The sequence below is a fragment of the Amycolatopsis taiwanensis DSM 45107 genome (genome assembly GCF_000519205.1).
GTDB lineage: Bacteria > Actinomycetota > Actinomycetes > Mycobacteriales > Pseudonocardiaceae > Amycolatopsis_E > Amycolatopsis_E taiwanensis.
Genome location: NZ_KI912602.1, coordinates 62,180 through 75,358, shown reverse-complemented (window position 1 = coordinate 75,358; position 13,179 = coordinate 62,180). Strand labels below are relative to the sequence as shown.

At 69.0% G+C, this 13,179-nt stretch carries 8 protein-coding genes; 4 read left to right on the top strand and 4 right to left on the bottom strand.

Going from position 1 to position 13,179, the window contains the following annotated elements; translation table 11 throughout:
• The first annotated feature begins 20 nt into the window (after positions 1–20).
• Positions 21–3,899, top strand: coding sequence for an ATP-dependent RNA helicase HrpA (gene hrpA / locus A3CU_RS0141860; protein ID WP_043844357.1), 3,879 nt, complete (start codon positions 21–23; stop codon positions 3,897–3,899).
• A gap of 652 nt (positions 3,900–4,551) precedes the next feature.
• On the opposite strand, the gene A3CU_RS0141850 is transcribed toward hrpA, so the two are convergent.
• Complete coding sequence (locus A3CU_RS0141850; protein WP_027947252.1) at positions 4,552–6,261, bottom strand: bifunctional 3'-5' exonuclease/DNA polymerase; 1,710 nt, start codon at positions 6,259–6,261, stop codon at positions 4,552–4,554.
• Positions 6,262–6,514: 253 nt separating this feature from the next.
• Between A3CU_RS0141850 and A3CU_RS0141845 the strand changes: the two genes are divergently transcribed.
• A complete protein-coding gene (locus tag A3CU_RS0141845; RefSeq protein ID WP_027947251.1) occupies positions 6,515–8,131 on the top strand; it encodes an acyl-CoA synthetase in 1,617 nt (538 codons plus the stop codon).
• Entirely contained in the window at positions 8,128–8,787 is a 660-nt protein-coding gene (locus A3CU_RS0141840) for a class I SAM-dependent methyltransferase (RefSeq protein ID WP_027947250.1), read from the top strand. Before A3CU_RS0141845 ends, A3CU_RS0141840 begins: the two co-directional genes overlap by 4 nt.
• A gap of 19 nt (positions 8,788–8,806) precedes the next feature.
• Here A3CU_RS0141840 and A3CU_RS0141835 read toward each other — a convergent pair whose 3' ends face one another.
• Positions 8,807–9,712 carry a helix-turn-helix domain-containing protein gene (locus A3CU_RS0141835; protein WP_027947249.1) on the bottom strand — a complete coding sequence of 302 codons (906 nt, stop codon included), beginning with the start codon at positions 9,710–9,712 and terminating at the stop codon, positions 8,807–8,809.
• A 222-nt stretch (positions 9,713–9,934) separates the two neighbouring features.
• On the opposite strand from A3CU_RS0141835, the gene A3CU_RS0141830 reads away from it, so the two are divergent.
• Positions 9,935–10,627, top strand: coding sequence for a histidine phosphatase family protein (locus tag A3CU_RS0141830; RefSeq protein WP_027947248.1), 693 nt, complete (start codon positions 9,935–9,937; stop codon positions 10,625–10,627).
• A gap of 346 nt (positions 10,628–10,973) precedes the next feature.
• Here A3CU_RS0141830 and A3CU_RS0141820 read toward each other — a convergent pair whose 3' ends face one another.
• The gene (locus tag A3CU_RS0141820) at positions 10,974–11,618 is read right to left on the bottom strand and encodes a TetR/AcrR family transcriptional regulator (protein WP_043844356.1); all 645 of its coding nucleotides are present in this window, start codon (positions 11,616–11,618) and stop codon (positions 10,974–10,976) included.
• A 460-nt stretch (positions 11,619–12,078) separates the two neighbouring features.
• Positions 12,079–13,122, bottom strand: coding sequence for a LacI family DNA-binding transcriptional regulator (locus A3CU_RS0141815; protein WP_027947246.1), 1,044 nt, complete (start codon positions 13,120–13,122; stop codon positions 12,079–12,081).
• Between the last annotated feature and the right edge of the window lie 57 nt (positions 13,123–13,179).

The window sequence follows — 13,179 nt, the reverse complement described above, 5'->3', positions numbered from 1 at the left end:
ACCGGTATCCTGGAGTCCGTATGTCTACGGCTTCCCCCCTTGACGAGTTGCGGGCCCGGCTGTCCGCGTTGACCGTGCGCGACGAGCACCGGCTCCGTCGCCGGCTCGATGGTGCCCGCAAGGCCCGGGACCAGCGGCAGGCGCTGGGCGAGATCGCCGCCGACATCGAGGCCGCCGAGCTGCGCGTACAGCAGCGCCGCGAGGCCATGCCCGAGGTCCGGTATCCCGACGAGCTGCCGGTCAGCCGGCGCCGGGACGAGATCGCCGCCGCCATCCGCGATCACCAGGTGGTGATCGTCGCGGGCGAGACCGGGTCGGGCAAGACCACGCAGCTGCCGAAGATCTGCCTCGAGCTCGGCCTTGGGGTGCGGGGCCAGATCGGGCACACCCAACCCCGCCGGCTCGCCGCGCGCACCGTCGCCGAACGGATCGCGAGCGAGCTGAACACCGAGCTCGGCTCGACCGTCGGGTACCAGGTGCGGTTCACCGACACCAGCGGTGACGACACCATGGTCAAGCTGATGACCGACGGCATCCTGCTGGCCGAGATCCAGACCGACCGGATGCTGCGCCGCTACGACACGATCATCATCGACGAGGCCCACGAGCGCAGCCTCAACATCGACTTCCTGCTGGGCTACCTCAAGCGGTTGCTGCCGCGCCGCCCGGACCTCAAGCTCGTCATCACCTCGGCCACCATCGACCCGGAGCGCTTCGCCCGGCATTTCGCGGACGAGCGCGGCCGCCCGGCGCCGATCGTGGAGGTGTCCGGCCGCACGTATCCGGTCGAGGTCCGCTACCGGCCGATCGTCGATCCCGACGACCCGAGGGCCGAGCCAGACCGTGACCAGGTCCAGGCGATCAGCGACGCCGTCGACGAGCTCTGCGCCGAGGGACCCGGCGACATCCTGGTCTTCCTGTCCGGCGAGCGGGAAATCCGCGACACCGCCGAGGCGTTGTCCAAACAGGATCTTCGTAACACCGAGATCCTGCCGTTGTACGCGCGCTTGTCCGTGGCCGATCAGCACCGGGTGTTCGCGCGGCACACCGGACGCCGGATCGTGCTGGCCACCAACGTCGCGGAAACCTCGCTCACCGTGCCCGGCATCAAGTACGTGATCGACCCGGGCACCGCGCGTATCTCCCGGTACAGCCATCGCACGAAGGTGCAGCGCCTGCCGATCGAGCCGGTCTCGCAGGCGTCGGCCAACCAGCGCAAGGGGCGCTGCGGCCGGACCTCGGATGGTGTCTGCATCCGCCTCTACACCGAGGACGACTTTCTGTCCCGGCCGGAGTTCACCGAGCCGGAGATCCTGCGCACCAACCTCGCCTCGGTGATCCTGCAGATGACCTCGCTCGGGCTCGGGGACGTCGCCGCGTTCCCGTTCGTCGAGCCGCCCGACCGGCGGCAGGTGAGCGACGGCGTGCAGCTGCTGCGGGAGCTCGGCGCGCTCGAACCGTCCGGAAAGGACAAGCTCACCGACATCGGCCGGCAACTGGCCAAGCTGCCGGTGGACCCCCGGCTCGGCCGGATGGTCCTGCAGGCCGGGGAAAACGGGTGCGTGCGCGAGGTCATGATCATCGCCTCGGCATTGTCCATTCAGGACCCGAGGGAGCGCCCTGCGGACCGCCAGGAAGCGGCCGCCCAGCAGCACGCCCGGTTCACCGACAAGACGTCCGACTTCCTCGCCTACCTCAACCTGTGGGAGTACCTGCGGGAACAGCAGAAGGCGTTGTCCGGAAACCAGTTCCGCAAGCTCTGCCGGGCCGAGTTCCTGAACTACCTGCGGGTGCGCGAGTGGCAGGACGTCTACACCCAGCTCCGCCGGCTCACTCGGCCGCTGGGGCTCACGGTGAACCGGGAGCCGGCCGATCCACAGTACGTGCACTCGTCGCTGATCGCCGGGCTGCTGTCGCACATCGGACTCAAGGACCCGGAAACCGGCGACTACCTCGGCGCCCGCGGCGCCCGGTTCTCGGTGTTCCCCGGCTCGGCGCTGTTCAAGAAGCAGCCGCGCTGGGTCATGGCCGCCGAACTGGTGGAGACCTCGCGGCTGTGGGCGCGGGTGAACGCGCGCATCGAACCCGAGTGGGTCGAACCGCTGGCCGGGCACCTGGTGAAGCGGAATTACTCGGAGCCGCACTGGGAACGCAAGCGCGGCGCGGTGATGGCCAGCGAGCGGGTCACCCTCTACGGCGTGCCGCTGGTCGCCGGGCGCAAGGTCAACTACGGCCGGATCGACCCGGAGACCTCCCGTGAGCTGTTCATCCGGCACGCGCTGGTCGAGGGTGACTGGGAAACCCAGCACAAGTTCTTCCGGGAAAACCGCGCCCTGACCGACGAGGTCGAGGATCTGGAAAACCGGGCACGGCGGCGCGACCTGCTGGTGGACGACGAGACGCTGTTCGAGTTCTACGACCAGCGTGTCGGCGAAGAGGTCGTGTCGGCCCGGCACTTCGACACCTGGTGGAAGAAGACCCGCCGTGCTCAGCCCGACCTGCTGAACTTCGAAAAGGCGATGCTGATCAACCAGGGCGCGCGGGAGGTCCGGGAGTCGGACTACCCGGACACCTGGACGCAGGGGTCGCTGCGGTTCGGGTTGACCTACCAGTTCGAACCGGGTGCCGACGCGGACGGCGTGACCGTGCACCTCCCGCTGTCCGTGCTCAACCAGGTCGCGCCGGACGGGTTCGACTGGCAGGTGCCGGGCCTGCGCGAAGAGCTGGTGACCGCGCTCATCAAGTCGTTGCCGAAGGCGGTGCGGCGGAACTTCGTGCCCGCACCGGACCACGCGAAGCTGGTGCTGTCGCGGGTCGGCCCGTCCGACGGGCCGTTGCTGACGGTGCTTGCCGACGAGCTGGAGGCGCTGCGGGGCGTTGCGGTGCCTCACGACGCGTGGCAGCTTTCCAGCGTTCCGGACCATTTGCGGATGACCTTCCGGGTGGTCGACGAGCGTGGCCGGAAAACGGCCGAGGGCAAGGACCTGGCGGCGCTCAAGCGCCGGTTGAGCGGCCGGGTCCGGGAGACGATCGCCAAGGCCGCCCCGGACATCGAGCGCGCCGGACTGACCAAACCCGACTTCGGCGAACTGCCGCGAGTGTGGCGCGGGGAGCGGATGGAGGCCTACCCGGCGCTGGTCGACGAGGGCGACACGGTGGCCGTGCGGATGCTGGACACCCCGGCGCAGCAGCGGCAGCGGATGTGGCTGGGCACCCGTAAACTCCTTCGCCTCAACATTCCGTCGCCGATGAAGTTCATCACCCGCAACCTGAGCAACTCGTCGAAGCTGACGCTGGGACGTAATCCACACGGCAGCGTGGCCGCGCTGCTGGACGACTGCGTCAACTGCGTGGTGGACAAGCTCATCACGGACAACGGCGGTCCGGCCTGGGACGAGGCCGGATTCGGTGTCCTGCTGGAGAAGGTGCGCGGCGGGCTCAACCCGCTCATGCTCGACGTACTGTCCGAAGTGGAACTGATTCTGCGCGCGGCGAACGAGGTGGAAACCGCGCTGGCCGACGCCCGCGGTCCCGCCGAATCCCTCGCCGACATCCGGCAGCAACTCGACGGCCTGGTGTATCCCGGCTTCGTCACCGCGACCGGCCTGGCCCGGCTGCCGAACCTGGTGCGGTACCTGCGCGCTATCGAGCGCCGCCTGGAGAAGCTGAGCACGGGCGCGGCCCGTGACGTCGAGATGCTGCGCGATGTCCAGTGGATCATCGAGGAGTACCGGCACGCCGTCTCCGCGCTCCCGCCCGGTATCGAGCCCGGACCCGCGCTGGCCGACGTACGCTGGATGATCGAGGAGCTTCGCGTCAGCTTCTTCGCGCAAACCCTCGGCACCGCGTTCCCCGTTTCCACCAAACGGATCCTGCGCGCCCTCGACGCCGCGGCATGACGCGAGGCGTCAGCCAATCGCGCAACTTGCTGACGAACTACCTCGGCACCGCGGACGTCAAGCGGCTCAACCACCTGTGTCCCCGGCTCAGGCATCCGAGTTCCCGATTCAGGCGTCCGAGTTCCCGCTCCAGGTCGGCGTGTCCCCGGCTCAGGTGTCCGAGTTCCCGGCTCAGGCACGCGTGTCCCCGTTCCAGGCGTCCGAGTTCCGGGTTCGGACAGGTGAGTTCGCCATTCGCGATCCGGGTCCGTGATGCCAGGATTCGCCCGGGTTGAAGGCGGAGGCTCGACAGGACAAGCCGGAGGCGGCAAACCGGGAACTCGCCGCCCTGAGGCGGGAATTCGTCGGCCTGGAGCGGGGACTCGCTGGTCTGAGGCGGGGACTCGGTGGTCTGAGGTGGGGACTCGCTGGCCTGGAGCGGGAATTCGCTGGCTTGAACCGGGAACTCGCCGCCCTGAGGCAGGAACTTGCCCGCCTGAACCGGGGACTCGTCGGCCTGGGGCGGGAATTCGTCGGCCTGGAGCGGGGACTCGTCGGTCTGGGGCGGGAATTCGTCGGCCTGAACCGGGAATTCGCTGGGCTGGGGCGGGGGCTTGCTGGGCTGGGGTGGGGAATTGCCTGGCTGAAGGGCGGTGGCGAGCGTCGGGCGGGCCTATTTGGCGTCGGCGTAGGTGTCCACGACGGCGGTGTGCATGGGAAAGCGGACGGGGCAGGCGGGGCCGAAGACCATGGCGGCGGTCTCGGCCACGGCGGACTCGATCAGCGCCGGGACCTGCGCCGCGACTTCGTCGGGTGCGTGCACGATGACCTCGTCGTGCTGGAAGAAGACCAGGTGCGCGGGGCGCGGCAGGAGCCGGCGCAGGGTGGCCAGCAGCACCGCGGTGAAGTCGGCGGCGGATGCCTGCACGACGAAGTTGCGGGTGAACCGGCCCCAGTTCCGCGCCGCCTGCCGGGCCCGGCCCTCGGTGGCCTCGTCCTCGGCCGCGCCGCCGGTGAGCGCCCGCCATGCCGCCGACGGCGCCGGCGAGGTGCGACCCAGCCGGGAACGCACCCGCTCACCACGCTCGCCGTCCTGCGCGGCGCGTTCCACATAGGACACCGCGGCCGGGAAACGCTGGCGTAGCAGGGCAAGCAGCGAGGCCGCCTCGCCGGCCGTGCCGCCGTACATCGCGGACAGCATCGCGATCTTCGCGCGCGCCCGGCAGTCGTCGTCAACCTTCGAGAACAATGCCTCGGACAGTCGCGCGTACAGGTCGGTGGAGGCGGACACCTCGGCCAGCCGCCGGTCTCCGGACAGTGCGGCGAGCACCCGCGGTTCGAGTTGGGCGGCGTCGGCGACCACCAGCTTCCAGCCCGGGTCGGCGCGCACGCAGACCCGCAACGTCTTCGGGATCTGCAGCGCACCACCGCCCTGGCTCGCCCAGCGCCCGGACACCACCCCGCCGACCACCCAGGCCGGCCGGAACCGGCCGCCGGAGACCCACTCGTCCAGCCATTGCCAGCCGTTGGCCGAATGCAGGCGGGAAAGCTCGCGGTATTCACGCAGTAACGGCACTGCGGGATGGTCGATCTCGCGCAGCACGTGCGCCCGTGCGGACGGGACCGAAATGCCCACTCGGCCGAACGCGCGCACGATGGACGACGGGCTGTCCGGGTTGACCGGCTTGCCGCCGAACGCCTCGCTGATCCGCGCGGCCAGCTCGACCAGCTTCTTCGGCCGGTGGCCGGCCGGCACGCGTGGTCCGATCAGGTCGGTGAGCAGCGCGTCGTGCACGTCGGCCCGCCAGGGCAGGCCGTCGACGGACATCTCGGCCGCGACCAGCGCGCTCGCCGATTCGGCCGCGATCAGCAGCCGCATGCGCGCCGGGTGCTCGGCATGCTGGATGCGCCGTTCCTGCTCGGACAGCACGGTTTTCATCGCGTCCGTGACGCCTACCCCGGGCGGGAGGCCGGAGCCACGCGTGCTGAACAGGGCGGGCTGGACGGCAGTGTCTAGTGGGGGCTCAGTCCCCACATCCCAACTGGGGGCGCGCCCCCAGGCCCCTTTGGGAGCGGGCGGATCGGGCGGCGGCTCACGTCCGTTCGCCCGGGCGAGCGCGGCGGCGAGCCCCTTCGGTTGCCCGTCACGGCCTTCGTGAGCGAGCAGCAACCCTTCGGTCAACGCCAGGTCGTGACAGCGGCGCAGCCGCAGCCCTGCGCGCACCAGCACCGGGTAGGTCCGCTCGACCGACGCGAACACCCAGCGGGGCCCCTGCTCACGCTCGGTCTCGGCCAGGTACGCGACGAACTCGGCCTCGGTCAGCCCGCGCCGGCCGGGCACCGAGTAGCTGCCGTCGTCCTCCTGTCCGACAATGATGTGCACACCATGATTCTGCGCCGTGTGGGCGACAGTTTTGTTCAGAACGTGTGCGGGTAACCAGGCCGTGACTTCTTGTCGCCGGCTGCCAGTCGACGACGGTGGCGGCCTGCCTCCCCGCCCCCGTGCAGTGTTGCTCGGCGTTGCCAGGGATGTGCGTCTTGCGTTTGGAGCGGTCTCAGGCAAAGTCCGGTGTTGCTTGCCGGGCCCACTAAGCTACTGTCGAGTAGGTTTCGACGGTCCCACGGAGGTGCCTGCCATGCTGGTCGGCAAGGTCGCGGAAGCCGCACGCAGCATCGAAGTGATGTGGCGAGCCGGGCTCATTCCGTTTCCCAGACTCGACGAGGGCGCGCGGGCCCTGCTCGACATGCGGCGGATCGGCCCGATCGCGGCGGCCGCACGGAACGCCGCGCGCCGCGACCCGCTCGCCGTCGGACTGGTGGACGAGCGCGGGCCGCTCACCTTCAAGCAGCTCGACCTGCGGTCCAACGCGCTGGCCCGGGCGCTGGCCGAGCGCGGGGCCCGCGCGGGCACCGTGCTCGCGGCGATGTGCCGCGACCACCGTGGCCTGGTGACCACGATGCTCGCCGCCGGGAAGCTCGGGGCGCGGCTACTGCTGTTGAACACCGGGTTCGCCACGCCGCAACTGGTCGACGTGGCCCGTCGCGAGAGCGTCGAGATTCTGGTCCACGACGAGGAATTCGCCGAAATGGCCGGCGCCATGCCGGATACCGTCCGCCGCTACCTGGCCTGGGTCGAGGGAGACGTGCCGGCCGACGTTCCCGTGCTGGACGAGCTGATCACCAGCACCGACGACCGGCCGCTGCCACCTCCGGCGCGGGGCGGCGGGTTCGTGTTGCTGACCAGCGGCACCACCGGCACTCCCAAGGGAGCACCGCGCGAGCACACCTCGTTGCTGTCGTCCGCGCAGTTCCTGGACCGGATTCCGTTGCGGGCCGGGGAATCCACGTTCATCGCGGCACCGCTCTTCCACGGCGTCGGCATCTCGCAGTTCATCCTGTCCTTCGCGCTCGCGTCGACCGTGGTGATGCGGCGACGGTTCGATCCGGAGGCCACCCTGGCGGCCGTGCAGGAGCATCGCTGCACGGCGCTCATCCTGGTGCCGACGATGTTGCGGCGGATCGTGGACCTCGGGCCCGAGGTGCTCGGCCGGTACGACACGTCGGCGCTGCGGATCGTCTTCGTGGCCGGCTCGGCGTTGCCCCCGGAGCTCGGCAACCGCACCATGGCGGCGTTCGGCGACGTGCTCCACAACCTGTACGGCTCGACGGAGGTGGCGGTGGCCACCGTGGCCACCCCGGAGGACTGGCGTAAGGCGCCCGGCACGGTGGGCAAGCCACCGGTCGGCTGCCGGGTCGCGCTCTACGACGAGGACGGCAAGCGCGTCACCCGGCCCGGCGTGACCGGCCGGATCTTCGTCGGCAGCGGGCTCAGCTTCCGCGGATACACCAACGGAGCGCGAGTAGAGGTCGTCGATGGTTTGCTGGAAACCGGCGACGTTGGGCATTTCGACTCCGATGGGCTGCTGTTCATCGACGGCCGCGACGACGAGATGATCGTGTCCGGCGGCGAGAACGTGTATCCGGTCGAGGTGGAGAACCTGCTCGTGGAACGCCCCGACGTGCTCGAGGCGGCGGTGATCGGTGTGCCCGACGCCGAGTTCGGCCAACGGCTCAAGGCATTCGTCGTGACCGCGCCCGGCACCACACTCAACGCCGACGAGATCCGCGCTTACGTGAAGACGAATCTGGCTCGGTACAAGGTGCCGCGCGATGTCGAGTTCCTCGATTCCCTGCCCCGCAACGAGACCGGAAAGGTCCTGCGCTCCGAACTGCGTGGCAGCATGAAACCGTGATCACTACCGATGGGTGCTCTGTCGAGGTGTACCGGCTGCTACCACCGGACGGGGAAGCGGAGATCGTGCATGCCGCGGTGCCGTCCGGAGCGGAGGTACTCGATCTCGGCTGCGGCACCGGCCGGCTCGCGCACCGGTTACTCGAACTGGGCCATCCGGTAACCGCGGTCGACGATTCACCGGAAATGCTCGCGCACGTGCACGGGGCGACGAATGTGCTGGCGCGGATCGAGGAGCTTCGGTTGGGGCGTCGCTTCGACGCGGTGCTGCTGGCCAGCCATCTGGTCAACAATCCGAACAGCGGCCCGCTGTTGGAGACCGTACGCGAGCACCTGAGCGACACCGGCCAAGCGATTGTTCAGTGGCATCCACCGGAGTGGTTCGATTCCGTGGCCGAAGGCGCGACCGGAGCGCTCGGCGAGGTGTCGGTCCGGCTGTCCGATATCAGCCGGAAGGCCGACCTGCTGAGCGCTACCGTGCACTACGAAGCGCGCGGGCGGCACTGGAGCCAGTCGTTCGTCGCCCGGCAATTGTCGGACACGCGGCTTCGTGAAGTGCTGTCCGGCGCGGGCCTGCGATTCGACCGGTGGTGCACAGCGGATCGGTCGTGGTTCGCGGCCGTGGCAGGTGAGAAAACCGGCGCCCGGCACTCGTAAGCGGGCGTGCGAACTCCGCTCAGTGCCAGGCGATGCCGAAGACGCCCGGACCGAAGTCGGCGGCGACCGCGTGCACCCCACAGCCGGTGTCCAGCAGCAGGTCCTGGCGTTGCTCGGGGGCATCCCCGACGCGCGTGTACTGCCAGCACCGGCTCGGCGAGGTGTCGAACTGGATCTCCAGCAGGTATTCGTGCACCGGCCGCCGGAACTCGCGGTAGTAGGTGTTCTGGCATTCCGGGTACGGGGGACCGCTGTTGACCAGTGCGTACTCGATGAGCTGGGTTTCGCCGCGGTCGATCTTGCGGTGGAAGAGCAGTTCGGCCGCGGTGAGGCCGTGCTCGGCGTCGACCTCGAACCGGCCGGTGGTGCAGTTGCGGAGTGCCTGCAGGCGTGGCGGTTCGGCGTCCGTGCCACCGTGGTCGTAGATGAGCAGCCACCGGTCCTGCCCGTGGCCGGTGGCCCGGAAGACGATGCGGGTGGTCAGCGAGCGCTGGCCGCCGTCGCCGGCGATCTCGCCGCGATCGTGCAGGCTGACCAGGTCGAGGCGATGTCGCTGTTCGAGCGCGTGCGGAGCGCCGACTCGTTTCAGCAGCGCGCGCAACGGGTCCGGCGGAAAGTTCACCGTGTCGCCCAGGGCGCGGCGGGGGCGGGACGCGCCGCGTGGCCGTGGCGGGGACAGCAGGTCGAACAGTTCCCCGGCGCGCAGGCCGAGAACCTCCTCCAGCCCGCGGACCGCCGAAATCGACCGGCTCCGTTCCGGCTGCCGTTTTCCGGATTGCCAGTAACTGAGTGCGGTCACGCTGACCGAGATTCCCCGGGCATGCAGCCGGGCCTGCACGCGGTCCAGGGTTAGGCCGCTACGGGCGATGGACGCTCTGAGCGCCTCGGCGAACGCGCCGTTGGTAGCGTGTTCCGAACTGGACACCGGTGACCATCCCACAGTAGTTATCTGGCCTCTTGAATGGCGTTCTGACCCTAGCGCATCACCTGATTGGTCTAGTAGTGGTAACTGTGAATCATTGCCCGTTGTCCCTGCGACCCGATTGCATGAAGTGCGGGCCGTCGGATGGTGACCAGGACGAGGTGATGTGGGTTCATGGGCAACAAGCGAAGGCGGCCGGTGCGGCCGCGGCCGGCGGGCTGAGCCGTGGGCGTCGTCTATCTGATCACCCATGGTCAGGCGTCGTTTCCCGACAACGTGGATGCCCGCCTCTCCGCGGGCGGCGTGGAGCAGGCCGCCGTCGTCGGTGCGGAACTGCTGCGCCGCACGCTCCCGCTCAGCTCGGCGCGCAGCGGTACCCAGGCGCGGCAGGTCAAGACCGCCGAGATCGTGCTGGACTGGCTCGGCCATGCCGCACTGGTCGAGTACGACCCGCGCTGGAACGAGTACGACCACACCGAGATCCTCAGGTTGCACGGAGACGACGCGCCGCAGCGCGACCTCGACCCGCGCGCTTGCCCTGAAATACTCGACGCCGCGCTCACCGAGTGGGTCGCGGCCGGGGCCGCCGGCCCCTGCGCCGAGACCTGGCCCGCGTTCGTCGCCCGGGTAGAGGGCGCGCTGCGAGACGTCGTTTCCTTGCTGGAAATGGAAGAAAGCGCGATCGTCTTCACCTCGGGCGGGGTGATCAGCACGCTCGCCGGGCTCGTGCTGGGGACGCCGGAAGCGGGCTTGCTGAAGCTGAACCCGGTGATCGTGAACTGCGGCATCACCCGGCTCGAATCGACTCGAAACGGCGTAACCCTGCTGTCCTTCAACGAGCACGCGCATCTGGAAGGCCGGGCGAGCCGGCTGCTCAGCCACCGCGCCCACCGTCAACTCCCGCGTACCACCGCGTGAATTCCCGGGTATGAGTGACCCGTTACTGTCGAAATTCGGCACGAACGGGCCACTCATACCTCCCCGGCGGCCGTGTCCCCGGTTCAGGCGCCCATGTTCCCGATTCAGGAACGCGTGTTCTCGCTTCAGGCGTCTGTGTTCCCGATTCAGGCGCTCCTGTTCCCGATTGCGTCCTAAAGGGTCTATTTGGGACACCCGAAATTCGCCGGATTCGGAACCGGGATTTCGCGCGATCGGGTCGTTCCCGGAAATCATTTGTACGAGTCCGGACGAATCTTGGCTCGCCGGGCGCGGCCGACCATTTGAAATTGGACTACATCAATGCGTTACCTCGGCGGCCCGAGCGTCACGCCGAGGCGCGGCTGGTCAGCTCGAGTGGTTCGTCCAGCATCGCCGGGAAAACGTCGGTGAGCAGCACGAGCAGCGATCTGTGCAGGAGGGTGTGCACCTGCTCTCGGTCGAGGGCGTTGCGCAGCAACCATTCCCGGCCGGCGGCCTTGATCATTCCGGCGTAGGCTCGCAGGACAGCGTTCAGCTTGGCCCGATTCCTGTTGTCCGAGGGCACGCCGACCACGTCGAGTACCCGGTCCGCCGATCTGCGCTCGGCGTCGAAAAGTATCTGCTCCACCTCGTGATCCCGGCCGATGCCCTCGGAGGTCGCGGTGATCCACATTTTTCCGTGGTCGACCACCAGATCCAGGAACCAGGACACCGCGGTCGCGGCCCGCTCTTCCAGTGGTCCGTCCGGAAACACCTCGGGGACCACGTTGGGCAGGGTCACCGCCTGCCGGATGACCGCGAGATACAGCTCCCGTTTTGTGCCGAAATAGTGGTTTATCAGGCCGCGTGCGACTCCGGCCTCGGCCGCGATATCCGAAGTGGACACCTCCGCGTAGGGCCTTTCCCCGAACAGGCGAGTGGCGCAGGTGAATATCTGCTCCTTGCGCGCATCCGGTTCCAGCCTGCGCCAACGGGGTTCCGATGGGGTCATGGCGGACATCGTGGCACGACCGCTCGGGACAGGTATCGTTTTCCGACCAGGTTGACCAAATGTCAGTCGTTCGGACGCATCCGAGTGCGCCGGGGGCGGGGCCGGGGACCGGAACGAAGTGTGGTCTTGAAGCGTCTCATTTTCGCTGCTGAGCGCCCTGTGCCCGGGGATTGTGCCGATCTTTGGCACCCGGAACTCGGGGTCACGTTGCGTGACGCGGCTGTTTTGCCGCTTCGTGTATTCCTCCGAACGGGAGAACAATCGTCCGTCGGCGGGCGCGCGCTCGGGCGAGCCTATTCCCCCAAATGGCCGTCGATGTCAGCAAGCCGGAGTATCCCTCGAACAACCCTTCGGGGACGCCGAGTGGCGAATCGGGCCGTTCTTCACCGACAGGTCAGCCATTTGCCGTGACCGTTGCATTCCGCATTCGCCGGGGCGCGATGTGACCCCGGCGGGGCCGTCAGCGGCGGCGTCGCCGGGCGGTGGAGCCGCGGAGGACGACCTCGGCCGCCAGGCGGCGGCTACGACTGCGGGCGCCTGGGCCGGCGCGGCCGGTGAGGGCGAGTTCCATGGCCTGCTCGCCCAGTTGTTCGAGCGGCAGCGCCACCGTGCTCAGCGACGGCGAGAGGTCGCGCACCACCGGGAGGTCGTCGAACCCCGCGAGCGACACGTCGTCGGGCACCGACCGGCCCGCCTCGCGCAGCGCCGTGAGCGCGCCGATCGCCATCATGTCGGTGACCGCGAACACACAGGTGGCCCGGTGCCTGGCGGCCAGGAGGTCGTTCGCCGCGGCATACCCGCCGTCCCGAGTGGACGATGCTTCGAAGATGTCCCGTTCGGACAGTTCGACACCGGCGGTGGCCAGTCCATCCCGGAAGCCGTCGATCCGGTCGAGCACGGTGGTCAGCGAGCGCGGCCCGGCCAGCACGGCGAACCGCCGGTGTCCCAGGCGGAGCAACGCCTCGGCGAGGGCTTGCGCGCCGGCCCGGTTGTCCGGCAGCACGGTGTCCACCCGGAGGTTGCGGTGCCTGCTGACCACGGCCACCTTCCCGCCGCCACGGCGATACGGCTCGATCTCGGCGGCCATCGCCCGCTCCCACGCGCGGTCTTCGAAGGCGGAACCGACGAGCAAGATCGCCGACGCGCGCTCGGCCCGCAGCATCGACACGTACGCGATCTCCTTCTCCGGGTCCCGGAAGGTGCTGGCCAGCATCACCAGCATCCGGTTCTCGTCGGCCACCCGCATCACACCGTGCGTGACCGCGGCGAAGTACGGGTCGTTCACGTCGTGGCACACCACCCCGACCGTGCGATGCGACGCGCCCGCCAGCGCCTGGGCATGCGCGTTGGGGGTGTAAGCGAGGTGCGCGGCCGCGGAGAGGACCCGGTCGCGGAGGTCTTCCCGCACCCGGGTGGTGCCGTTGATCACCCGGGATGCGGTAGCCAGCGAGACGCTGGCCATCTGGGCCACGTCTTCCAGCGTCACATGGGGCCTGCCGTTCATCCGAGCTCCTCCCCGTCAGGGAAATTCTAGGTGGATTGGCGCGTTTTGCCTGGTCAT

Coding starts and splice junctions, on each gene's coding strand:
- hrpA (WP_043844357.1), top strand. CDS start 21: ATGTCTACGGCTTCCCCCCTTGACGAGTTGCGGGCCCGGCTGTCCGCG.
- A3CU_RS0141845 (WP_027947251.1), top strand. CDS start 6,515: ATGCTGGTCGGCAAGGTCGCGGAAGCCGCACGCAGCATCGAAGTGATG.
- A3CU_RS0141820 (WP_043844356.1), bottom strand. CDS start 11,618: ATGACCCCATCGGAACCCCGTTGGCGCAGGCTGGAACCGGATGCGCGC.
- A3CU_RS0141815 (WP_027947246.1), bottom strand. CDS start 13,122: ATGAACGGCAGGCCCCATGTGACGCTGGAAGACGTGGCCCAGATGGCC.